This window comes from Planococcus sp. ISL-109 (assembly GCF_018613655.1).
Taxonomy (GTDB): domain Bacteria; phylum Bacillota; class Bacilli; order Bacillales_A; family Planococcaceae; genus Planococcus.
This window is the reverse complement of record NZ_JAGGPW010000018.1, coordinates 1-21,963: the sequence shown is the minus strand read 5'-3', so window position 1 is coordinate 21,963 and position 21,963 is coordinate 1. Positions and strand designations below refer to the sequence as shown.

The 21,963-nt window shown below is 46.1% G+C and carries 38 protein-coding genes; all 38 read left to right on the top strand.

Annotation, left to right across the window (positions count from 1 at the left end):
* The first annotated feature begins 148 nt into the window (after nt 1-148).
* The 38 genes from rpsJ to J7E21_RS12330 all read left to right on the top strand — a co-directional run bounded on the left by rpsJ (nt 149) and on the right by J7E21_RS12330 (nt 21,622).
* Nucleotides 149-457, top strand: a complete 309-nt coding sequence (gene rpsJ / locus J7E21_RS12515; protein ID WP_215108239.1) for a 30S ribosomal protein S10 — start codon at nt 149-151, stop codon at nt 455-457.
* 49 nt (nt 458-506) lie between these two features.
* Nucleotides 507-1,136 carry a 50S ribosomal protein L3 gene (gene rplC, locus J7E21_RS12510; RefSeq protein WP_215108237.1) on the top strand — a complete coding sequence of 210 codons (630 nt, stop codon included), beginning with the start codon at nt 507-509 and terminating at the stop codon, nt 1,134-1,136.
* A 28-nt stretch (nt 1,137-1,164) separates the two neighbouring features.
* Nucleotides 1,165-1,788 (top strand): 50S ribosomal protein L4, encoded by a 624-nt coding sequence (rplD, locus tag J7E21_RS12505; protein WP_215108235.1) that lies wholly within the window; start codon nt 1,165-1,167, stop codon nt 1,786-1,788.
* The gene (rplW, locus tag J7E21_RS12500) at nt 1,788-2,072 is read left to right on the top strand and encodes a 50S ribosomal protein L23 (protein WP_215108233.1); all 285 of its coding nucleotides are present in this window, start codon (nt 1,788-1,790) and stop codon (nt 2,070-2,072) included. The genes rplD and rplW overlap by 1 nt, the downstream gene beginning before the upstream one ends.
* Nucleotides 2,073-2,116: 44 nt before the next feature.
* Nucleotides 2,117-2,947, top strand: coding sequence for a 50S ribosomal protein L2 (gene rplB / locus J7E21_RS12495; protein ID WP_215108231.1), 831 nt, complete (start codon nt 2,117-2,119; stop codon nt 2,945-2,947).
* Nucleotides 2,948-3,007: 60 nt separating this feature from the next.
* On the top strand, nt 3,008-3,286 hold the full coding sequence (gene rpsS / locus J7E21_RS12490; protein WP_215108229.1) for a 30S ribosomal protein S19: 279 nt from the start codon (nt 3,008-3,010) through the stop codon (nt 3,284-3,286).
* 19 nt (nt 3,287-3,305) lie between these two features.
* Complete coding sequence (gene rplV / locus J7E21_RS12485) at nt 3,306-3,647, top strand: 50S ribosomal protein L22 (protein ID WP_215108227.1); 342 nt, start codon at nt 3,306-3,308, stop codon at nt 3,645-3,647.
* A 3-nt stretch (nt 3,648-3,650) separates the two neighbouring features.
* On the top strand, nt 3,651-4,307 hold the full coding sequence (rpsC, locus tag J7E21_RS12480; RefSeq protein ID WP_215108225.1) for a 30S ribosomal protein S3: 657 nt from the start codon (nt 3,651-3,653) through the stop codon (nt 4,305-4,307).
* A 1-nt stretch (nt 4,308) separates the two neighbouring features.
* On the top strand, nt 4,309-4,743 hold the full coding sequence (gene rplP / locus J7E21_RS12475) for a 50S ribosomal protein L16 (RefSeq protein ID WP_215108223.1): 435 nt from the start codon (nt 4,309-4,311) through the stop codon (nt 4,741-4,743).
* On the top strand, nt 4,733-4,933 hold the full coding sequence (gene rpmC, locus J7E21_RS12470; RefSeq protein WP_058382156.1) for a 50S ribosomal protein L29: 201 nt from the start codon (nt 4,733-4,735) through the stop codon (nt 4,931-4,933). Before rplP ends, rpmC begins: the two co-directional genes overlap by 11 nt.
* Before the next feature lie 23 nt (nt 4,934-4,956).
* On the top strand, nt 4,957-5,220 hold the full coding sequence (gene rpsQ / locus J7E21_RS12465; protein WP_215108221.1) for a 30S ribosomal protein S17: 264 nt from the start codon (nt 4,957-4,959) through the stop codon (nt 5,218-5,220).
* 47 nt (nt 5,221-5,267) lie between these two features.
* The gene (gene rplN, locus J7E21_RS12460) at nt 5,268-5,636 is read left to right on the top strand and encodes a 50S ribosomal protein L14 (protein WP_033542790.1); all 369 of its coding nucleotides are present in this window, start codon (nt 5,268-5,270) and stop codon (nt 5,634-5,636) included.
* 36 nt (nt 5,637-5,672) lie between these two features.
* Nucleotides 5,673-5,984, top strand: a complete 312-nt coding sequence (rplX, locus tag J7E21_RS12455) for a 50S ribosomal protein L24 (RefSeq protein ID WP_058382154.1) — start codon at nt 5,673-5,675, stop codon at nt 5,982-5,984.
* A gap of 27 nt (nt 5,985-6,011) precedes the next feature.
* Complete coding sequence (gene rplE / locus J7E21_RS12450) at nt 6,012-6,551, top strand: 50S ribosomal protein L5 (RefSeq protein ID WP_215108219.1); 540 nt, start codon at nt 6,012-6,014, stop codon at nt 6,549-6,551.
* 19 nt (nt 6,552-6,570) lie between these two features.
* On the top strand, nt 6,571-6,756 hold the full coding sequence (locus J7E21_RS12445) for a type Z 30S ribosomal protein S14 (protein WP_215108217.1): 186 nt from the start codon (nt 6,571-6,573) through the stop codon (nt 6,754-6,756).
* Between the two features lie 29 nt (nt 6,757-6,785).
* Nucleotides 6,786-7,184 (top strand): 30S ribosomal protein S8, encoded by a 399-nt coding sequence (rpsH, locus tag J7E21_RS12440; RefSeq protein ID WP_058382152.1) that lies wholly within the window; start codon nt 6,786-6,788, stop codon nt 7,182-7,184.
* Between the two features lie 30 nt (nt 7,185-7,214).
* Complete coding sequence (gene rplF, locus J7E21_RS12435) at nt 7,215-7,754, top strand: 50S ribosomal protein L6 (protein ID WP_215108215.1); 540 nt, start codon at nt 7,215-7,217, stop codon at nt 7,752-7,754.
* Between the two features lie 33 nt (nt 7,755-7,787).
* Nucleotides 7,788-8,150: a 50S ribosomal protein L18 gene (gene rplR / locus J7E21_RS12430; RefSeq protein ID WP_215108213.1), complete on the top strand. Its 363-nt coding sequence runs from the start codon at nt 7,788-7,790 to the stop codon at nt 8,148-8,150.
* A 21-nt stretch (nt 8,151-8,171) separates the two neighbouring features.
* The gene (gene rpsE / locus J7E21_RS12425; protein WP_215108211.1) at nt 8,172-8,672 is read left to right on the top strand and encodes a 30S ribosomal protein S5; all 501 of its coding nucleotides are present in this window, start codon (nt 8,172-8,174) and stop codon (nt 8,670-8,672) included.
* A 14-nt stretch (nt 8,673-8,686) separates the two neighbouring features.
* Nucleotides 8,687-8,869: a 50S ribosomal protein L30 gene (rpmD, locus tag J7E21_RS12420; RefSeq protein WP_068459713.1), complete on the top strand. Its 183-nt coding sequence runs from the start codon at nt 8,687-8,689 to the stop codon at nt 8,867-8,869.
* 33 nt (nt 8,870-8,902) lie between these two features.
* Nucleotides 8,903-9,343 (top strand): 50S ribosomal protein L15, encoded by a 441-nt coding sequence (gene rplO / locus J7E21_RS12415; RefSeq protein ID WP_215108209.1) that lies wholly within the window; start codon nt 8,903-8,905, stop codon nt 9,341-9,343.
* A complete protein-coding gene (secY, locus tag J7E21_RS12410) occupies nt 9,343-10,638 on the top strand; it encodes a preprotein translocase subunit SecY (protein WP_215108207.1) in 1,296 nt (431 codons plus the stop codon). The genes rplO and secY overlap by 1 nt, the downstream gene beginning before the upstream one ends.
* Nucleotides 10,639-10,695: 57 nt before the next feature.
* Nucleotides 10,696-11,349, top strand: coding sequence for an adenylate kinase (locus J7E21_RS12405; protein WP_215108318.1), 654 nt, complete (start codon nt 10,696-10,698; stop codon nt 11,347-11,349).
* A gap of 405 nt (nt 11,350-11,754) precedes the next feature.
* Nucleotides 11,755-11,973, top strand: a complete 219-nt coding sequence (gene infA / locus J7E21_RS12400) for a translation initiation factor IF-1 (protein WP_006828950.1) — start codon at nt 11,755-11,757, stop codon at nt 11,971-11,973.
* 37 nt (nt 11,974-12,010) lie between these two features.
* A complete protein-coding gene (gene rpmJ / locus J7E21_RS12395) occupies nt 12,011-12,124 on the top strand; it encodes a 50S ribosomal protein L36 (RefSeq protein WP_215108205.1) in 114 nt (37 codons plus the stop codon).
* Between the two features lie 25 nt (nt 12,125-12,149).
* Entirely contained in the window at nt 12,150-12,515 is a 366-nt protein-coding gene (rpsM, locus tag J7E21_RS12390; RefSeq protein WP_215108198.1) for a 30S ribosomal protein S13, read from the top strand.
* A 25-nt stretch (nt 12,516-12,540) separates the two neighbouring features.
* Nucleotides 12,541-12,930, top strand: coding sequence for a 30S ribosomal protein S11 (gene rpsK, locus J7E21_RS12385; RefSeq protein ID WP_058382143.1), 390 nt, complete (start codon nt 12,541-12,543; stop codon nt 12,928-12,930).
* A 127-nt stretch (nt 12,931-13,057) separates the two neighbouring features.
* A complete protein-coding gene (locus J7E21_RS12380) occupies nt 13,058-14,002 on the top strand; it encodes a DNA-directed RNA polymerase subunit alpha (RefSeq protein WP_215108188.1) in 945 nt (314 codons plus the stop codon).
* A gap of 45 nt (nt 14,003-14,047) precedes the next feature.
* Entirely contained in the window at nt 14,048-14,422 is a 375-nt protein-coding gene (gene rplQ, locus J7E21_RS12375) for a 50S ribosomal protein L17 (protein ID WP_215108186.1), read from the top strand.
* A gap of 344 nt (nt 14,423-14,766) precedes the next feature.
* A complete protein-coding gene (locus tag J7E21_RS12370; protein WP_215108184.1) occupies nt 14,767-15,615 on the top strand; it encodes an energy-coupling factor ABC transporter ATP-binding protein in 849 nt (282 codons plus the stop codon).
* The gene (locus tag J7E21_RS12365) at nt 15,591-16,463 is read left to right on the top strand and encodes an energy-coupling factor ABC transporter ATP-binding protein (protein WP_215108182.1); all 873 of its coding nucleotides are present in this window, start codon (nt 15,591-15,593) and stop codon (nt 16,461-16,463) included. The genes J7E21_RS12370 and J7E21_RS12365 overlap by 25 nt, the downstream gene beginning before the upstream one ends.
* On the top strand, nt 16,460-17,257 hold the full coding sequence (locus J7E21_RS12360) for an energy-coupling factor transporter transmembrane component T family protein (RefSeq protein WP_215108180.1): 798 nt from the start codon (nt 16,460-16,462) through the stop codon (nt 17,255-17,257). The genes J7E21_RS12365 and J7E21_RS12360 overlap by 4 nt, the downstream gene beginning before the upstream one ends.
* Nucleotides 17,258-17,272: 15 nt before the next feature.
* A complete protein-coding gene (gene truA / locus J7E21_RS12355; protein ID WP_215108178.1) occupies nt 17,273-18,016 on the top strand; it encodes a tRNA pseudouridine(38-40) synthase TruA in 744 nt (247 codons plus the stop codon).
* Between the two features lie 210 nt (nt 18,017-18,226).
* Nucleotides 18,227-18,664 (top strand): 50S ribosomal protein L13, encoded by a 438-nt coding sequence (gene rplM / locus J7E21_RS12350; RefSeq protein ID WP_215108171.1) that lies wholly within the window; start codon nt 18,227-18,229, stop codon nt 18,662-18,664.
* Nucleotides 18,665-18,693: 29 nt separating this feature from the next.
* A complete protein-coding gene (gene rpsI, locus J7E21_RS12345) occupies nt 18,694-19,086 on the top strand; it encodes a 30S ribosomal protein S9 (RefSeq protein WP_215108169.1) in 393 nt (130 codons plus the stop codon).
* A gap of 92 nt (nt 19,087-19,178) precedes the next feature.
* Complete coding sequence (locus J7E21_RS12340; RefSeq protein WP_215108167.1) at nt 19,179-19,619, top strand: VOC family protein; 441 nt, start codon at nt 19,179-19,181, stop codon at nt 19,617-19,619.
* A gap of 102 nt (nt 19,620-19,721) precedes the next feature.
* Nucleotides 19,722-20,795, top strand: coding sequence for an Mrp/NBP35 family ATP-binding protein (locus tag J7E21_RS12335; protein ID WP_215108165.1), 1,074 nt, complete (start codon nt 19,722-19,724; stop codon nt 20,793-20,795).
* Between the two features lie 146 nt (nt 20,796-20,941).
* Nucleotides 20,942-21,622, top strand: a complete 681-nt coding sequence (locus tag J7E21_RS12330; protein WP_215108163.1) for a KinB-signaling pathway activation protein — start codon at nt 20,942-20,944, stop codon at nt 21,620-21,622.
* Nucleotides 21,623-21,963 lie beyond the last annotated feature (341 nt).

Below are 21,963 nucleotides of genomic sequence, written 5' to 3'. Positions count from 1 at the left end.
TTTTATTTTGTATAATGGTGAATGTTGGTCTTTGACTGCGAAGAAGCGAGAGGTTACCGACACACACGGCCGCTTTGCCATGGCGAGTGTGCGGAAAATTTTCGTGGAGAAGTCTATAACAAAAATAGGCGAAAAGGGAGGGAAAATAATGGCAAAACAAAAAATACGTATCCGTTTGAAAGCATATGATCATAGAGTCCTGGATCAGTCTGCTGAGAAGATTGTTGAAACTGCAAAACGTTCAGGTGCTAGCGTATCGGGTCCGATACCGTTGCCGACGGAAAAATCAATCTACACAGTCTTACGAGCTGTCCACAAGTATAAAGATGCTCGTGAACAATTCGAAATGCGCACACATAAACGTCTGATCGATATCGTTAACCCGACACCACAGACTGTTGACGCGCTAATGAAACTGGATCTACCATCCGGCGTTGATATTGAAATCAAACTATAATTGGTAACCGAAAATAGAAAACATAAAAATTTGCAGGAGGTGTGACGACATGACCAAAGGAATCTTAGGTAGAAAAATCGGTATGACGCAAGTTTTTGCTGAGAACGGTGATTTGATCCCTGTAACTGTAATTGAAGCTTCTCCAAACGTAGTGCTTCAGAAAAAGACAGTTGAATTGGATGGCTACGAATCGGTACAACTTGGTTTTGAGGATAAGCGCGAAAAGCTTTCCAACAAACCGGAGAAAGGCCACGTAGCAAAAGCAAGCACTGCTCCTAAGCGCTTCATTCGCGAACTTCGCAATGTAAACTTAGCTGATTACGAGATTGGTCAAGAAGTCAAAGTAGATGTATTCGCAGAAGGCGATGTAGTAGATGTAACAGGAACTACGAAAGGTAAAGGTTTCCAAGGTGTTATTAAACGCCACGGACAATCTCGCGGACCAATGACTCACGGTTCACGTTACCACCGTCGTCCTGGTTCAATGGGGCCGGTTGCTCCAAACCGCGTATTCAAACAAAAGAAATTACCTGGTCAAATGGGTGGCAACACGGTCACTATCCAGAACCTTCACATTGTGAAAGTGGATGTTGAGCGCAACTTGCTTCTAGTTAAAGGTAATGTTCCTGGTTCACGCAAAGCATTGATCCGCGTTAAAACGGCAATCAAAGCAAAATAATAATATTTAAGGAAAGGAGGAAACAGGAATGCCTAAAGTAGCTTTACTAAATCAAACCGGTTCACAAGTTGGCGACATCGAGTTGAACGATCTTGTCTTCGGTATTGAACCAAATGAATCTGTACTCTTCGATGCAGTAGTTGCACAGCGTGCTTCTTTGCGTCAAGGTAACCATAAAGTTAAAACCCGCTCTGAAGTAACCGGTGGCGGAAGAAAGCCATGGCGTCAAAAAGGAACTGGACGTGCCCGTCAAGGTTCGATCCGTTCACCACAATGGCGTGGAGGCGGCGTCGTATTCGGCCCGACACCACGTAGCTACAGCTATAAACTTCCGAAAAAAGTCCGTCGTTTGGCTCTTCGTTCAGCATTGTCTTCGACAGTAGTGAACGAGAACTTGATGGTACTTGAAGGATTAGCTTTCGATGCACCGAAAACAAAGGAATTCACTAAATTGGTGAATGACCTATCTATCGGTAAAAAAGCATTGTTCGTAACAGCTGACCTTGATGAGAACGTCGCATTATCTGCACGTAACATCAAAGGCATGACAGTTGTTCCGGCAAACGGCATCAACGTATTGGACTTGCTTGGACATGATAAAGTCATCATGACTAAAGCAGCCGTAGAGAAAATCGAGGAGGTGCTAGGTTAATGGAAGCACGTGACATTCTAAAGCGTCCAGTCATTACCGAGCGTTCTTCTGAGGTAATGGCGGAGAAGAAGTACACTTTTGAAGTGGACGTTCGCGCTAATAAAACACAAGTTAAACATGCAGTGCAAGAAGTCTTCGGCGTTCAAGTTGATAAAGTCAACATCATGAACTACAAAGGCAAATTCAAGCGCATGGGCAAACACGCAGGATACACTAACAAGCGCCGTAAAGCGATTGTAAAATTGACTGCTGACTCAAAAGACATCGAACTATTTGAAATTTAATTCCATAAGTTCTTAAAGGACTATTAAAGAAGGAGGGAAACAACGTGGGGATTAGAAAATATAAACCTACCACTAACGGTCGTCGTAACATGACGAGTTCGGATTTCGCTGAAATCACAACGAACAAGCCTGAAAAATCGCTTTTACGTCCAGTAAAGCGTAAAGGCGGCCGTAATAACCAAGGTAAAATAACTGTACGCCATCACGGCGGTGGACATAAACGCCAATACCGTGTCATCGATTTCAAACGTAACAAAGATGGCATTCCAGGCCGCGTTGCTACAATCGAGTACGATCCAAACCGTTCTGCAAACATCGCATTGATTCATTATGCTGATGGAGAAAAGCGTTACATCCTTGCTCCCAAAGGAGTAGTCGTTGGAACACAGCTAATGTCAGGACCAGAAGCTGACTTTAAGCCAGGTAATGCTATGGCGTTGTCACTCATCCCGATGGGTTCAACAATCCATAACATCGAATTGAAACCAGGCGGAGGCGGCCAATTGGTACGTTCTGCAGGAGCTTCAGCACAGGTGCTTGGTAAAGAAGGAAAATACGTAACAGTTCGCTTGCAATCAGGCGAAGTTCGCCTGATTCTTGCTACTTGCAGCGCAACTATCGGTGCAGTAGGAAACGAGCAGCACGAATTGATCAACATCGGTAAAGCAGGACGTAACCGCTGGAAGGGCAATCGCCCGACAGTCCGCGGATCTGTAATGAACCCGAACGATCACCCACACGGTGGTGGTGAAGGCCGTTCGCCAATCGGACGTAAATCACCAATGTCTCCATGGGGCAAACCGACTCTTGGATACAAAACTCGCAAGAAAAACAATAAATCCGATAAATTCATCGTGCGTCGTCGTAAAAAATAATTTGATTCCGCTACGGTTCGCTAACAGAACCGTGGTGCAATCACGAAGGGAGGATCCCACATGGGCCGCAGCTTGAAAAAAGGACCTTTTGCTGATGATCATCTTATGAAAAAAGTTGAAGCACAGAAGGACTCTGAGAAAAAACAAGTGATCAAAACTTGGTCTCGCCGTTCTACAATTTTCCCGACATTCATCGGACAAACAATCGCAGTATATGATGGTCGTAAACACGTACCTGTATACGTGACTGAAGACATGGTGGGCCATAAACTAGGCGAATTCGCGCCAACACGCAAATACGCTAGTCATGGTGCAGACGATAAGAAAACAAGACGTTAATTGAGAGGAGGATTTCCCCATGCAAGCAAAAGCTGTCGCTAGAACAGTACGTATTGCTCCTCGTAAAGTCCGTTTAGTAGTAGATTTAATTCGAGGCAAGCAAATTGGCGAAGCCGTTGCGATTTTACAACACACTCAAAAATCATCATCGATTGTTGTTGAGAAGTTATTGAAATCTGCAGCAGCTAACGCTGAACACAATTACGAAATGAACGTCGAGAATCTTGTTGTCAGCGAAGTATTCGTTGATGAAGGACCGACTTTGAAGCGTTTCCGTCCACGTGCAATGGGACGTGCGAGCGCGATTAACAAGCGCACTAGCCACATCACACTAGTGGTATCTGAGAAGAAGGAGGGATAATTCGTGGGACAAAAAATTCATCCAATTGGAATGCGGATCGGAATCATTCGTGACTGGGAGTCGAAATGGTATGCTGAAAAAGACTACGCGACACTCCTTCACGAAGATTTGAAAATCCGTGGATACATCGAAACACGTTTGAAAGAAGCTTCTGTTTCTAGAATTGAAATCGAGCGCGCTGCAAACCGTGTAAATGTAACAATCCACACTGCGAAACCAGGTATGGTAATCGGTAAAGGTGGCTCCGAAGTCGAAGTACTTCGCACTCAACTAAACTCGGTGACTGGCAAGCGTGTACACATCAACATCGTAGAAATTAAAAGAGCTGATCTTGACGCAAAATTGGTTGCTGAAGGAATCGCACGCCAGCTAGAAAATCGTGCATCTTTCCGTCGTGCTCAAAAACAGACGATCCAACGTACTATGCGTTCAGGCGCTAAAGGGATCAAAACTCAAGTATCTGGACGTTTAGGCGGCGCTGACATTGCGCGTTCTGAACACTACAGTGAAGGAACTGTTCCGCTCCATACATTGCGCGCTGACATCGATTATGCGCACGCTGAAGCAGACACTACTTATGGTAAGCTTGGCGTAAAAGTATGGATCTACCGCGGTGAAGTCCTTCCAACCAAGAAGAATTCTGAGGAAGGAGGCAAATAATATGTTATTGCCAAAACGCGTAAAATATCGTCGTGAACACCGTGGCAAGATGCGCGGAGAAGCGAAAGGCGGCAAAGAAGTCGCATTCGGCGAATATGGTCTACAGGCTCTTGAGTCTTCATGGATCACAAACCGTCAAATCGAAGCTTCCCGTATTGCGATGACACGTTACATGAAACGTGGCGGTAAAGTCTGGATTAAGATTTTCCCTCACAAACCATATACGAAAAAGCCTCTAGAAGTACGGATGGGTTCCGGTAAAGGTTCACCTGAAGGCTGGGTAGCGGTTGTAAAAACAGGAAAAATTATGTTCGAAATCGCTGGAGTATCTGAAGAAGTTGCACGCGAAGCATTTCGCCTTGCCTCTCATAAACTGCCAGTGAAAACGAAATTCGTAAAACGCGAAGAAATTGGTGGTGAATCGAATGAAAGCTAATGAAATCCGTGACCTAACCACTGCTGAAATCGAACAAAAAGTGAAATCACTGAAAGAAGAGCTTTTCAACCTTCGCTTCCAATTGGCTACTGGTCAATTAGAAAATACTGCTCGCATCCGCGAAGTACGTAAAGCGATTGCCCGTATGAAAACTGTGATTCATGAAAGAGAACTCAGTGGCAACAACTGATAATTCGAGAGGAGGTTGCAAGTATGTCTGAGCGTAACCAACGCAAAGTATACACAGGCCGCGTCGTGTCTGACAAAATGGACAAAACCATTACAGTATTGATTGAAACTCAAAAGAAGCACGCGCTTTATGGCAAACGTGTAAAATACTCTAAGAAATTCAAGGCTCATGACGAGAACAACGAAGCGAAAATGGGCGATGTCGTTCGCGTCATGGAAACTCGTCCGCTATCAGCTACAAAACGTTTCCGTTTAGTGGAAGTCGTCGAAAAAGCTGTTATCATCTAATTCAAATTAGTTCGGAATCATATAAGTTCCGAAGGGAGGTTACCTAAGTGATCCAACAGGAAAGTCGTTTAAAAGTTGCAGACAACTCGGGTGCTCGTGAAGTACTTACGATTAAAGTACTTGGTGGTTCTGGTCGCAAGACAGCAAACATCGGTGACGTAATCGTTTGTACCGTGAAAAAAGCAACACCAGGTGGCGTTGTTAAGAAAGGTGAAGTCGTTAAGGCTGTCATCGTTCGCACGAAAAGCGGAGCTCGCCGTAAAGACGGTACTTACATCAAATTTGATGAAAATGCATGTGTGATTATCCGTGATGACAAAGGTCCACGCGGAACACGTATCTTCGGACCAGTTGCACGTGAACTTCGTGACAACAACTTCATGAAGATCGTCTCACTTGCTCCTGAAGTTCTATAAATTACCCAATGTGCGATACCAAGGAGGTGCGACAGAATGCATGTAAAAAAAGGCGATACAGTTAAGGTCATCTCTGGAAAAGACAAAGGCAAAACAGGAGTTGTTTTGACTGCTCTACCTAAGAAAGACCGCGTGCTCGTTGAAGGTGTTAACATCGTCAAAAAGCATACAAAACCGAACCAGGCAAGCCCGCAAGGCGGAATTGTCAGCCAAGAAGCTGCGATCCACGTATCTAACGTGATGGTAGTTGACCCTAAATCCGGCGAGCCGACTCGCGTAGGATACAAAATGGAAGATGGCAAAAAAGTTCGTGTTGCAAAAAAATCCGGTGAAAAATTAGATAAATAAAATTCCTGAGTGAGGGGAGGTACACACATGAACCGCCTACAAGAGAAGTATATGAACGAAATTACACCTGCTCTAGTGAGCAAGTTTGAGTATTCATCAGTAATGCAGGCGCCAAAAGTTGACAAGATTGTCATCAACATGGGTGTCGGTGAAGCTGTACAAAACACAAAATCACTTGATTCTGCGGTTGAAGAATTGCAGACGATTACTGGTCAAAAACCAGTCGTCACAAAAGCTAAAAAATCTATCGCTGGCTTCCGTCTACGTGAAGGTATGCCAATCGGATGTAAAGTTACACTACGCGGTGAGCGTATGTATGACTTCTTGGATAAATTGATTGCTATTTCACTTCCACGTGTACGTGACTTCCGTGGCGTCTCGAAAAAATCTTTCGACGGACGCGGTAACTACACACTTGGTGTGAAAGAACAATTGATCTTCCCTGAAATCGATTATGATAAAGTTAACAAAGTACGCGGTATGGACATCGTAATTGTAACGACTGCGAACTCTGATGAAGAAGCTCGTGAGTTATTGACACAATTCGGAATGCCGTTCCAAAAGTAAACGTGAGGGAGGCGTAAACGTGGCTAAAAAATCTATGATTGCAAAACAAAAACGCACGCCAAAGTATAAAGTGCAAGAGTACACACGCTGTGAACGATGCGGACGTCCGCATTCAGTGCTGCGCAAATTCAAACTTTGCCGTATTTGTTTCCGTGAACTTGCACATGCGGGACAAATTCCTGGCGTCAAAAAAGCCAGCTGGTAATCCCCTAAATTGGGAAGGAGGTAAATGTAATGACAATGACAGATCCGATTGCAGATATGCTGACACGCATTCGTAACGCAAACATGGTTCGTCACGAGAAATTGGAGCTTCCGGCTTCCAACGTGAAGAAAGACATCGCTGAAATCCTTAAGCGCGAAGGTTTCGTTCGTGACGTAGAATATGTTGAAGATGATAAACAAGGCATGATCCGCATTTTCCTTAAATACGGTGCCAACAATGAGCGCGTCATAACTGGCTTGAAACGCATTTCAAAACCAGGTTTGCGCGTATACGCTAAAACTGATGAGGTGCCTCGTGTACTAAACGGTCTTGGAATCGCTTTAGTATCGACATCACAAGGTTTGGTAACTGACAAAGAAGCCCGCGCGAAAAAAGTCGGCGGCGAAATTATAGCTTACGTTTGGTAAGAAGCAACAAACGAATGGAGGTGCAACAGAATGTCACGTGTAGGTAAAAAACCAATCGATGTTCCTGCAAGCGTTACAGTCACTATCGGAAACGATAACAACGTAACGGTCAAAGGACCAAAAGGTGAGCTTAACCGCTCATTTAACTCAGATATCACAATCGTACAGGAAGACAATGTATTGACATTGTCACGCCCGTCAGATTCCAAAAATCACCGCACAATCCACGGCACGACCCGCGCATTGCTTGCGAACATGGTTACTGGAGTTTCTGAAGGCTTCTCCCGTTCACTTGAACTAGTCGGTGTCGGTTACCGTGCTCAGCTACAAGGCACAAAATTGGTCTTGAACGTTGGATACTCTCATCCGGTGGAATTCACTCCGGAAGAAGGAATCGAAATCGAAGTACCAGGCAACACGAAAGTCATCATTAAAGGGATCAACAAAGAAATGGTCGGAGCACTTGCTTCCAACATCCGTGCTACTCGCCCACCAGAGCCGTATAAAGGCAAAGGGATCCGTTACGAAGACGAAAAAGTTCGTCGCAAAGAAGGTAAAACAGGTAAATAATGCTGCTTAGGCAGGCTGAAAGGAGTGACCTCAGTGATTACGAAACTCGATAAAAACGCATCCCGTAAAAAACGTCACGCTCGCGTACGTTCTAAAATCTCGGGTACAGCTGCATGTCCGCGTTTGAACGTTTTCCGTTCAAACAAATTCATCTACGCTCAATTGATCGACGATGTTAACGGCGTAACACTTGCTAGCGCATCATCTGCAGATAAAGATTTTTCTCTTGAAAATAAAGGCAACGTTGAAGCGGCTTCTAAAGTCGGCGAAACGATTGCAAAACGCGCTGTAGAAAACGGCTTAACATCAGTTGTTTTTGACCGCGGTGGTTATCTATATCATGGACGTGTAAAAGCTTTAGCTGAAGCTGCACGTGAAAACGGTTTACAATTTTAAAAAGAAGGAGGGACCCATTACATGAGTCGTATTGATCCAAACAAACTTGAACTTGAAGAACGCGTAGTTACGATTAACCGCGTTGCGAAAGTTGTAAAAGGTGGACGTCGTTTCCGTTTCTCCGCATTGGTTGTTGTAGGCGACAGAAATGGTAAAGTCGGATTCGGCACTGGGAAAGCACAAGAAGTTCCAGAAGCGATCCGTAAAGCTATTGAAGATGCGAAGAAGAACTTAATCGAAGTACCAATGATTAAAGGTACTACTCCACATCTCGTGACCGGACGCTTCGGCGCTGGTTCGATTCTTATCAAACCTGCTTCACCAGGTACCGGTGTTATCGCTGGTGGACCTGTTCGTGCGGTATTGGAGCTTGCAGGAGTACAAGACATTCTGTCTAAATCCCTCGGTTCCAACACACCAATCAACATGGTGCGCGCTACTATCAACGGCCTGACTCAACTGAAAAGTGCTGAGGAAGTTGCAAAACTTCGCGGTAAAACTAAAGAAGAGCTATTCGGATAAGGGAGGGAAATTACATGGCTACTAAACTAGAAATTACCCTCACTAAGTCTGTGATCGGTGCTAAACCGACACAACGTAAAACAGTCCAGTCACTTGGCTTGCGCAAAATGCATCAAACAGTAGAGCATCAAGACAACGCGGCAGTTCGCGGAATGCTTGATAAAGTCGCTCACTTAGTAACTATTAAAGAAGTTTAATCCCTGATTTCTATAGAAGGAGGTGCCAACCACATGAAACTTCACGAATTAAAACCAGCAGAAGGTTCACGCAGCTCACGCAAGCGTATCGGACGCGGAATCGGTTCAGGTACTGGTAAAACAGCCGGTAAAGGTCACAAAGGCCAAAACGCCCGTTCAGGCGGCGGTGTCCGTCCAGGATTCGAGGGTGGTCAAAACCCATTGTTCCGTCGTTTACCTAAACGCGGATTCACGAACATCAACCGTAAAGACTACACTGTAGTAAACCTTGACGTGTTGAACCGTTTCGAAGAAGGCACAGAAATTACACCTGCATTGTTGATCGAAACAGGTATTGTGAGCAAAGAGCGTTCCGGAATCAAGATCCTTGGTAACGGTAGCTTGGACAAGAAATTGTCTGTTAGAGCTCATAAATTTTCTGCATCAGCTAAAGAAGCTATTGAAGCTGCCGGCGGTCAAACCGAGGTGCTTTAATGTTTCAGACAATCTCTAACCTTATGCGCGTGTCTGATATTCGAAATAAAATTTTCTTTACTTTAGCAATGCTCATCATCTTCCGTATCGGGACATTTGTTCCGGTGCCGAATGTTGATGCGTCAGTACTCCAAGCTACTGATCAGATGGGTCTGATCGGTTTCTTGAATACTTTCGGCGGAGGCGCCCTAGCCAACTTCTCGATTTTGGCGATGGGAATCATGCCTTACATTACAGCGTCTATCATCGTGCAGCTTCTGCAGATGGATGTTGTGCCGAAATTTGCTGAGTGGGCGAAACAAGGTGAAGTCGGAAGACGGAAACTTGCTCAGTTCACTCGTTACTTTACAATCGTTCTTGCTTTTATCCAGGCGATCGGCATGTCTTACGGCTTTAACCAAATGTATGGTGGTTCATTGATTCAAGATGATTCAATTGCGACCTATGTGGTAATCGCCATCGTTCTGACAGCAGGAACAGCATTTCTATTGTGGCTTGGTGAGCAGATTACGGCACAAGGCGTGGGGAACGGTATTTCGATTATCATCTTCGCAGGGATTGTCGCTGCAGTACCAGGAGCAATCAATCAATTATATGCGCAGCAGATTCAAGGAGCTGGCGATCAGCTTCCGATCAACATTGCCATTATGGCATTGCTCGCACTCGCAGTTGTTGCAATTACTGTTTTGGTCATTTACGTCCAACAAGCGTTGCGTAAAATTCCGATTCAGTATGCTAAACGTGTAGCTGGCCGTGGCCAGAGCTCGAATGGGCAGCAAACGCATTTACCTTTGAAAGTAAACGCGGCCGGAGTTATCCCGGTAATCTTTGCAGTGGCGTTTATGATCACGCCGCAAACCATTTCTTCTTTCTTTGGTGCCAACGCGTTTACGGATGCAATTCAGAATACGTTTGATTATACGCGTCCAGTCGGCATGATCATTTACATTGCCCTGATCGTCGCATTCACGTATTTCTATGCATTTATTCAGGTAAACCCTGAAAACGTGGCGGACAACTTGAAAAAGCAAGGTGCATATATTCCGGGAATCCGTCCGGGTAAAAATACACAAGATTATTTAACAAGCGTGCTTTACCGATTGACCTTCGTAGGAGCTATCTTCCTCGCAGTGATCTCGGTTCTGCCGATATTCTTCATCAATATTGCAAACCTGCCTCAATCTGCACAGATTGGCGGTACCAGTTTGCTGATCGTCGTCGGGGTAGCCCTCGAAACGATGAAACAATTGGAATCTCAGCTTGTTAAACGTCATTATAAAGGCTTTATGAAATAATCAATGGAAAGGGACGTGCAAGCGTTCCTTATCCAATTGTCTGAGGGGGCAAAACGTATGAATATTGTGTTGATGGGTCTACCAGGTGCCGGCAAAGGCACGCAAGCAGACGAAATTGTCCAGAAGTACGACATCCCTCATATTTCGACAGGCGACATGTTCCGCGCAGCCATTAAAGGCGGCACGGAGATGGGCCTGAAAGCAAAGTCGTTCATGGATCAGGGTGCTTTAGTACCTGACGAAGTGACGATCGGTATCGTCCGAGAGCGACTAAGCCAAGCGGATTGTGAGAAAGGCTTTCTATTGGACGGCTTTCCACGCACAGTCCCTCAAGCTGAAGCGCTAGAGTCTCTTCTGACTGATCTTGGCAAACGAATCGAGCATGTCGTAAACATCCAAGTTGAACAAGACGAATTGATTGCACGTTTAACAGGTCGTTGGATTTGCAAAGTTTGTGGAACTGCTTACCATACCGTATTCAATCCGCCTCAAACTGAAGGCGTGTGCGATAAGGATGGAGGAGAGCTCTACCAACGCGAAGATGATAAGCCTGAAACCGTCACGAAGCGTTTAGAAGTTAACATGCAACAAACTCAGCCGCTTCTGGACTTCTATGAAGACAAAAGCGTGTTGAGCAATATAAATGGACAGCAGGACATTGATAAAGTATTTGCTGACATTGATGCTCTTCTAAAGGGCGACCGAGGTTAAGTCCCGGCGCCGGGCGCAGTTAGTTGCCTCCATGTGGCTTTAAGGAGCACCGGAGATATGAATTTTCGAGAGCTGCAAAAGCAAACAAGGCTTGATTATATGAAACCGGTGAGGCTCGTTGCTCCGTGCAATTCCGCACCGCAGGTAGTATAATGGGTTTCGTGGAAGCATCTGTGTAACGGGTTTGGAACTCATCCAAGGCAGTCCGGGCAGTCGAGGATACGTGGGTCAGACTGATTCAACCGGATCCCCCCAAACTCCACTGTCATAGGTGGAGTGAGGAACCCGGAGAAGGTCTTTCAAATGTCGCTCATGCATTCCTTGTGAATGGATAAGAATTATTCAATCAGCAAATACTGTTTGAAGATGAGAACCTGATTTGTATACAGAAGGGAGACTGGGTCGATGGCGAAAGACGATGTAATTGAAATCGAAGGAACAGTCGTTGAGACTTTGCCTAACGCGATGTTTAAAGTGGAGCTTGAAAACGGCCATACGATTCTTGCGCACGTATCTGGCAAGATTCGCATGCATTTCATCCGCATTCTGCCAGGAGATAAAGTGACAGTGGAACTTTCTCCTTACGATTTAACACGCGGTCGCATCACATACCGTTTTAAATAATCTTTTGCACTCCGAACTACCAAGGAGGTTGGGTTAGATGAAAGTGAGACCATCTGTTAAGGCAATCTGCGAAAAGTGTAAAGTTATTCGCAGAAACGGAAAAGTAATGGTAATCTGTGAAAATCCGAAACACAAACAAAGACAAGGTTAATTAAAGAAGGAGGTGCATTGCACACATGGCACGTATTTCTGGTGTTGACATTCCGCGCGATAAACGCGTTGTAATTTCATTGACTTATATCTACGGTGTTGGGAAAAATACTGCTCAGAAAGTACTTTCTGGTGCTGGTGTTTCTGAAGAGACTCGCGTTCGCGATCTTACAGAAGACGAATTGAACAATATCCGTGAACAGCTAGATCAATACAAAATCGAAGGTGACCTTCGTCGTGAAGTTTCCATGAACATCAAACGTTTGATGGAAATTGCCAGCTTCCGTGGTATCCGCCACCGTCGCGGTCTTCCGGTCCGTGGTCAAAACACGAAGAACAACGCTCGTACGCGTAAAGGTCCTCGTAAAACTGTAGCTAACAAGAAAAAATAATCAGTAAAGGAGGTTGTTTCTTAACATGGCACGTAAACAACAAACTCGTAAGCGTCGTGTGAAAAAGAATATCGAATCCGGTATTGCTCACATCCGCTCAACATTCAATAACACAATTGTTACTATCACTGATATGCAAGGTAACGCAGTATCTTGGTCTTCGGCTGGAGCTCTAGGATTCCGTGGTTCACGTAAATCCACTCCATTCGCTGCCCAAATGGCTGCTGAAACTGCTGCAAAAACTTCCATGGAACACGGTTTGAAAACTTTGGAAGTAACTGTTAAAGGTCCTGGTTCAGGTCGCGAAGCTGCTATCCGTGCACTTCAAGCTGCTGGATTGGAAGTTACTGCAATTAGAGACGTAACTCCAGTTCCTCACAACGGCTGCCGTCCGCCAAAACGCCGTCGCGTATAATCGTTGAATTGAAATAGTTTTTGAACATCACGACTTACTAAATGTGTTCTGAATCGTAGCGAAAGTCTGTGACTATCGAATTCTTGATGCAACGAAAATACCGACGTTTTGAAGGAGGGTAAACTGAATGCTCGAAATAGAAAAACCAAAAATTGAAACGGTTGAGATCAACACCAATGCCAAGTACGGCAAGTTTGTTGTTGAACCTCTTGAGCGTGGATATGGTACCACTCTAGGTAACTCCTTACGTCGAATCTTACTTTCATCTTTGCCTGGCGCAGCTGTTACTTCTATCCAAATTGATGGCGTTCTGCATGAATTCTCCACTGTCGAAGGTGTAGAAGAAGATGTAGCTTCTATCATTTTGAATATCAAGAAGCTCGCTTTGAAAATTTACTCTGACGAAGAAAAAGTCATTGAAATTGATGTAAAAGGTGATGGAACGGTTACGGCTGCAGATATCACTCACGATAGTGATGTGGAGATTCTGAATCCGGATCTATATATTGCAACAATCGCGAAAGACGGTCACTTGCGCATGCGTATGTATGCAAACCGCGGCCGTGGGTATGCCCGTGCAGATCAGAACAAACGTGAAGATCTTCCGATCGGCGTTATCCCGATTGACTCTATTTACACGCCAGTTTCACGCGTCAATTTCCAAGTGGAAAATACCCGTGTGGGCCAACTCGCTCATTTCGATAAATTAACCCTCGATGTCTGGACAGATGGAAGCATAGGTCCTAAAGAGGCAATTGCGCTTGGCGCGAAAATTTTCACTGAACATCTAAACATCTTCGTAGGATTGACAGATGAGGCTCAAACAGCTGAAATCATGGTTGAAAAAGAAGAAGACCAAAAAGAGAAAGTGCTTGAGATGACTATCGAAGAGCTGGATCTTTCTGTTCGTTCTTATAACTGCCTAAAGCGTGCCGGTATTAATACCGTCCACGAATTGGCCAACAAGTCGGAAGACGACATGATGAAAGTTCGCAACCTCGGACGCAAATCACTTGAAGAAGTTAAAGTGAAGTTGGAAGATCTAGGTCTTGGGCTTCGTAAAGAAGACTGATCACCTGATCGGATTTGAACTATTCAACAAAGGAGGGAAACTTCAATGAGAAAACTTCAACGTACAAGTTCTCAACGTAAAGCGCTTTTGCGTGACCTTACAACTGATCTAATCGTACACGAACGCATTCAGACAACTGAAGCACGTGCGAAAGAAGTCCGTTCAACTGTAGAGAAAATGATTACGCTTGGTAAGCGCGGAGATATCCATGCACGCCGTAAAGCTGCAGCATACATCCGCCGTGAACTCGTGACTTCTACTGATGAAGAAGGAAACGAAAGCACAATCTTTGCTTTGCAGAAACTATTCGACGATGTTGCACCACGTTACACTGACCGTCAAGGCGGCTACACGCGCATCATGAAAATGGGGCCTCGTCGCGGAGATGGCGCACCGATCGTAATTATTGAATTGGTTTAATTTGATTTAATTGAAGAGGGTTCATAGCCCTCTTCTTTTAGCATCATGATTTATACGACAATATGAAAAGCAGAGTGTTATGATGAGCGAGCCGAAAGGCGGCGTCTCGTCTAGCTCTACGCACCTCATTCAACCGGCGGCTTAAGCAACCGCGGGAGCTATAGAGACAGAAAAGCGCATACTCTGAATGAGGTGCGCGCTTTTTTTATTTTTTTATTAATTCATAGTGTTGATGTTCCGGAAAGCGGAATGTGAACAGTGCGAATTAAACGTGCTATATGAAGATCTCTAGGAGATTGATTGAGTAGAGAAGAGAAGAGCAAGCTTAGAGGAGGCCGAAACACGTGAAGGGAACCATTTTGTCATTTGAAAACGTGACATTTACATATGTGCCGGAAGATGAAACGGTCAAGCCGGCTGTCTCGGATCTGTCATTTTCAATTCAAGAAGGCGAATGGGTAGCACTTGTCGGCCATAATGGCTCGGGCAAGTCGACTATCGCGAAATTGATGAATGGACTGCTGTTTCCGCAGCAAGGTTCAGTGCGGGCAATGGAGCTGACAATGTCTGAAGACAGCTTATGGGAGATTCGTTCGCAAATGGGCATGGTGTTCCAGAATCCGGATAATCAGTTTGTCGGGGCGACGGTTCAGGATGATGTAGCGTTCGCATTAGAGAACAATGGCGTACCGCATGGAGAAATGGTCGTACGCGTTCGGGAATCTTTGCAGCAGGTGAAGATGGATGATTATATGGACCATGAACCCCACCATTTGTCTGGTGGTCAAAAGCAGCGCGTGGCGATTGCAGGAGCATTAGCCTTGCGTCCGCGCCTGCTGATTTTGGATGAGGCGACATCGATGCTTGACCCGCAAGGCCGCCGGGAAGTGATTGAAACGATTCGCGAGTTGCGGGAAGCGACGGGCCTTACTGTGCTCTCAATCACGCATGATTTGGAAGAGGCGGCACTGGCTGAACGCGTCCTCGTCATGAATGCTGGGCATAAACAAATGGAAGGCACACCGGAAGAAGTGTTTTCATCGGGGGAGGAGCTGACCGGAATGGGTCTGGATCTGCCGTTTGCGATGCGGATGGCGGGCCTGCTGCAGAAGGCGGGGGTGCCGCTTTCCGGAGAATCTATGACAGAACATGAGCTGGTGGAGGAACTATGGACATACTACTCAAGCAAGTAGGATATAGCTACGCAAAAGATACGCCGTTTGAAAAGCGGGCATTGACAGATGTCACGCTGCATATTCCGTCCGGATCTTATATGGCCATCATCGGCCATACCGGTTCCGGAAAGTCGACGGTGCTGCAGCATTTAAACGCGTTACTGCAGCCGACAGAAGGCACTGTGCTGATCGGCGAGCGGAAAATAGAAGCCGGCACGAAAGCAAAAAACTTGCGGGATGTGCGCAAAAAAGTCGGCATTGTCTTTCAGTTTCCGGAGCAGCAGCTTTTTGATGAAACTGTAGTGAAAGACATTATGTTCGGGCCGCTCAATTTTGGCGTACCTGAGGAAGAAGCGCGTCGCCGGGCCATCGCTTTAATCGAACAGCTTGGCTTGCCAGAAGAAGTGGGGGAAAAATCACCGTTTGATTTATCCGGCGGACAGATGCGCCGTGTCGCCATCGCTGGTGTATTAGCGATGGAACCGGACGTCCTGGTGTTGGATGAACCGACGGCCGGGCTCGATCCACGCGGGCGCCGCGAAATCATGGACTTGTTCTACCGTTTGCATAAGGAGAAGGGCTTAACGACCGTGCTTGTTACCCATAGCATGGAAGACGCAGCGCGCTACGCGGATAGCGTCGCCATCATGCACAGCGGCAAATGCGTTGCGACGGGGGATGTGCGGGAGATTTTTGCGAATGAGGAGCAGCTCCACGATTACCAGTTGGAGCCGCCGCGTACGCTGCGAATGCAGCGGGAGTTTGAAGAGAAAACCGGCTTAGTGCTGGATGAACTTGCGTTAACGGAGGAGGCACTTTCGCGGTCAATTGCTAAAGCGCTGAAGGAAGGACGTGAGCCGAAATGATGGAGAAAATGATTTTCGGCCGCTTTATTCCCGGAAATTCGCTCGTGCATCGTCTCGATCCGCGTGCGAAAATTCTCTTTGTCTTTTTGTTTATCGCCATCGTGTTTATCGCGAATAATGCCCTGACGTATGCGATTTTGCTCGGGTCTACGCTGCTTGCAGTGTACTTGTCGAAAATCCGCCTTTATTTCTTGATAAACGGCTTGAAGCCGGTCTTCATTTTAATGGCGTTTACGTTTTTCCTGCACTTATTCTTTACACAAGAAGGAGCACTGCTCCTTAAATTCGGCTTTATTGAAATATACGCGGAAGGGTTGCGGCAAGGGATATTCATCTCGATTCGCTTTTTGGTATTGGTCTTTATGACGAGCATATTGACGCTTACAACTTCACCTATTTCCATTACCGACGGCATCGAAGTGCTGCTCGGGCCGTTCAAACGTGTCAAGTTGCCGGTTCATGAGCTGGCATTGATGATGTCTATCTCGCTAAGGTTTATTCCAACTTTGATGGATGAAACCGGCAAGATTCTAAAAGCACAAATGGCGCGGGGCTCAGATATCGGCTCCGGGCCGATCAAAGAACGGATTAAAGCCGTTGTGCCGCTACTGATCCCGCTGTTCGTCAGCGCGTTTAAACGTGCGGAAGATTTGGCGACGGCGATGGAAGTACGCGGCTATAGAGGCGGCGAAGGACGTACACGCTACCGGCAACTTGATTGGCGGATTCTCGATTCGCTGAGTCTGATATTGCTTGTCGGCTTTGCGGCACTACTTTGGTATTTCCGTTCATAATAAAGGAGAGACATCATGAAACGATTAAAAGCGACAATTGCGTATGACGGCAGCGGATTCTCGGGGTATCAAATTCAACTTAAGACCCGCACCGTGCAACTGGAGCTCTTGCGCGTATTGAAAGAACTTCATAAAGGAACGCCGGTGGAAGTGGTGGCGAGCGGAAGGACAGACTCCGGCGTCCATGCGACGGGGCAAGTGATTCATTTTGATACGTCTTTCTCCATTCCGAAAGATGCGTGGATGCGGGCGTTGAATGTCCGGCTACCGCAAGATATCCGTGTCCATAATATCGAAGAAGCGGCACCGGATTTTCATGCCCGCTATCATGCAACAGGAAAAGTGTACCGCTATAAATGGAACCGCAGCGCCATCATCAGTCCGTTCAGCCGCCACCACCTCGTCCACGTGCCGCAGCAGATCGACGTAAACCGCATGGAAAAAGCGGCAGTAGCGCTTATCGGCACACACGATTTTTCGAGTTTTTGTGCAGCGAATACAAATGTAGTCGATAAAGTGAGAACCATTTGGCGCATCGATTTCGAAGAGCACGGCGAGGAATTGCATATGGTGATCGAAGGGTCCGGTTTTCTCTATAATATGGTACGCATCATTGCCGGTACTTTGCTCGAAGTCGGATTAAATCGAAGAGAGCCGGAAAAACTGGCGGAAATCGTTGCAGCATGCGATCGGGACGCTGCCGGAAAAACCGCGGCAGCTCACGGTTTATACTTGGAAAAAGTGCATTATTCAAGGTGAAGCAACTTTTCCTGGTGTTTTTCTAAATGCCCTTGACTTAAGAGGGAATCCATTATATGATGATGTATGGTATTTTCATTACCCCCACGATATGCCCCGGAAGGTTATTTGTGTTAAGGGATAAGGAAAACACGGAACAACGGAACCAATAGGGAACACTTGGAACTGAGTTTTTAAAAAAAGAGACGATTCATTAGGAGGACAATATACATGCGTACAACATTCATGGCTAAAGGTCACGAAGTAGAGCGTAAATGGGTAGTTGTCGATGCAGAAGGGCAAACTCTTGGACGTTTGGCTTCTGAAGTCGCTTCAATCTTGCGCGGGAAATACAAACCAACATTCACACCGAACGTCGACACTGGCGATCACGTCATCATCATCAATGCTGAAAAGATCCACTTGACGGGCAAAAAGCTTACAGACAAAATCTACTACCGCCACACACAATTCACTGGCGGACTTAAGCAGCGCACAGCACTTGAAATGCGCACGAAATACCCAACAAAAATGCTTGAACTAGCAGTTAAAGGCATGCTTCCAAAAAACTCTTTGGGCCGCCAAACGTTCAAGAAACTACATGTATACGCTGGACCAGAGCACAATCACCAAGCGCAACAGCCTGAAGCTTACACGCTTCGCGGATAATAATCAGTAACTAAGAGGAGGATACACCTTTGGCACAAGTTCAATATATCGGTACAGGTCGCCGTAAAAACTCAACAGCTCGCGTACGTTTGGTACCAGGAGACGGTACAATCACAATCAACAACCGTGATGTATCTGACTACGTTCCATACGAAACACTTGAGCAAATCATCAAACAACCACTAGTAACTACTGAAACTCTTGGTAGCTATGACGTATTGGTAAACGTAAAAGGCGGCGGGTTCACTGGACAAGCCGGCGCTATCCGTCACGGAATTGCACGCGCTCTACTTACAGCAGACCCAGAATTCCGTCCAGCACTAAAATCAGCTGGATTCCTAACGCGCGACCCACGTATGAAAGAACGTAAAAAATACGGTCTTAAAGCGGCTCGTCGTGCACCACAGTTCTCAAAACGTTAATTTTATCTTTTCAAAGCACTTTCCGGTTTTCCGGAAGGTGCTTTTTTATGTGTTGGCGAAACCTTATAGCAAACTGAAAAGGAGTGGAGCCAATGAATCGCATCAATTTAATCTGTTTAGGTGTCCGAAATATGGAAAAGTCTGTCCAGTTTTACCGCGACCAGCTGGGCTTCCAGACTGGCGAGACGAGAGAAAACCCAGAAATCATTTTCTTCAATACATCCGGCACGAAACTGGAGCTGTATCCGCTTGAAGAATTGGCGAAAGACATCGGTAAAGAAAATCCGCCGGTTAGATCAGGTTTTTCAGGCATTACCTTAGCTTATAACGCCAAGTCACGCAGTGAAGTGGACGAAGTGATGGAACGCGCGCAAAAAGCGGGAGCGGTTATCGCAAAAAAACCAGTCGATGTCTTTTGGGGCGGCTATTCCGGGTATTTCCAAGACTCAGACGGTTATCACTGGGAAGTCGCTTACGGTCCCGATTTCCGTTTTGACGAACAGGATATGCTCGACTTCGGTCCGCGCGACTAGCAGCATGCAGCTTGCCGCAGAAGAAGCGAGCCGGAATGGATTAAAAAACGGATTGCCTATGGTATACTTGGCTTTAGCAAAAGTTATAAGGAGTGTAGAGATATGTTGACTGAAACACAAGTGCGCGAAGCAGTCGGAGCTTTAGAAGATCCGTTTTTACATAGAACGCTTGCAGAAACAAACGGCATCGTGTCCGTGAAAATCAAAGAAGAGAAAAAATACGTCAGTGTGAAATTGGCGATTGCAAAAACGAACACGCCGGAACAAATGCAGCTGCAGATGAAAGTGGTCGATACCTTAAAAGAAGCGGGGGCTGACTCTGTCGGAATTCGCTTTGAGGAATTGCCGCAAGAATCACTGGCTCAGTTCCGCGGAACAGCGAATGAATCGGAAGCACAAGATTTATTGTCACCTTTGAACAAAGTTGAATTCATTTCCATCGCCAGCGGCAAAGGCGGTGTCGGCAAATCGACCGTGTCGGTTAACCTGGCGATCGCCCTTGCACGTGCAGGGAAAAAAGTCGGACTTGTCGATGCAGACATATACGGCTTTAGTGTGCCGGACATGATGGGCATCGATAAAGCGCCGGTCGTGCGAGGCGATACGATCATTCCGGTCGATCGCTTTGGGGTTAAAGTCATTTCGATGGGCTTCTTCGTTGAAGACAATATGCCAGTCGTTTGGCGCGGCCCGATGCTCGGAAAAGTTTTGGATCAGTTTTTCCGCGACGTCGAGTGGGGCGACCTCGATTATCTTCTTTTGGACTTGCCGCCAGGAACAGGGGACGTAGCACTCGATATCCACCAGATGTTGCCGGCTTCCAAAGAAATCGTCGTTACAACACCGCATCCGACAGCCGCATTCGTTGCAGCCCGCGCTGGAGCGATGGCGTTGCAGACTGATCACGAAGTACTCGGCGTCATCGAGAACATGTCTTGGTATGAAAGCCAAGCATCCGGCAAGAAAGAATATGTCTTCGGAAAAGGCGGCGGACCGAAACTTGCGGAAGAATTGCAAGTTCCGCTGCTCGGCCAGATTCCTCTCGGCCAGCCCGACTGGAACGAAGAAGATTTTGCGCCATCTGTCTATGCGGAAAATCACCCTACAGGAAAGATTTACGGAGACATCGCACAACAAGTCCTCAAGCAGTTTGCCGATAAGCAAGCCAAGCAATAAGACATATAATCCGGAAACCGGCTTTCGGTTTCCGGATTTTTATATAGTCGAAAGAGACTTTCAAGGTTTGTTCACAACTCCTTCTGCAGGTTAGACGGATTGTTGGTACAATTTAAAGGAATTTCAAATTAACGGAGGCAATATACGTGACTATACGGAATTGGATTAAGTTTTCTATAAATGCATTATTGATCGGTGGCGGAATTACAGGGTTGCTCGGTATTTTCATCCGGTGGAACGATATTTTCGCTGAAGCTGTGCAAAACGGGCAGTGGGGAGAATTTATTGCCGGCTTTGTATGGATGATCGTCGTCGGACTCACGATGAGTCTGATTGCGCAAATGGGCTTCTTCGCGTATTTGACGATTCACCAATTCGGCCATAATATGTTCCGGTCGCTGCGCCTATGGAATTGGGTGCAGTTGCTGATCATTGCGGTCGTTATCTTCGACTTGATCGCGTTCCGCTTTATCCCGAACGTGGAGACGAGCGGGCAAGGAATGCTTTATGCAGCGCTCTTGATCATTCTTTTAGCGGTTTCATTTGTAACGGCGTATTTAAAAGCAAAGTGGACGACGAAATCGACATTTATTTCGGCACTGTTCTTCATGATTGTCGTGACGACATTGGAATGGTTGCCGGCATTAATGGTAAGAGCAGGCAATGTCGACAGCTGGGTGACTTTGCTGTTGTTCCCACTGCTTGCAGTTAATGCGTATCAGCTTCTCCTCTTGCCGAAGTATAACGAGAAGTCGGAAGAAGATCGCTTGAAACTTGAGGCGCGTAAGGCAGCGCGAAAAGCACAAGCAGCAGAAGTGAAGAAATGATTGTTCAGAAAAGTTCCGCTTCCTGCCCCTTCGGCAGGGAGCGGGATTTTTTTGTCTGAGTTCCTCTTAGGATTTGTCGAATAAACGCTTTATCTGCAAGGTTTTCGCTTTGAAATGAAACAGTTTACTAGAGCTTAAAAGTTCTTTAGATAAAAGTTTAGTAAATGAGTTGACATATATTTAAACATGCTTTAATATAATAAAAGTCGTCAGGAACGACAACGAACATTTGAACCTTGAAAACTGAACAGCAAAACGTCAATAATACAGTCGCGAGCAATCGTGACAAACTTACTGATCAGCCCTTGTGCAGATCAAAGCGAATCGTGCGTCTTCGGAAG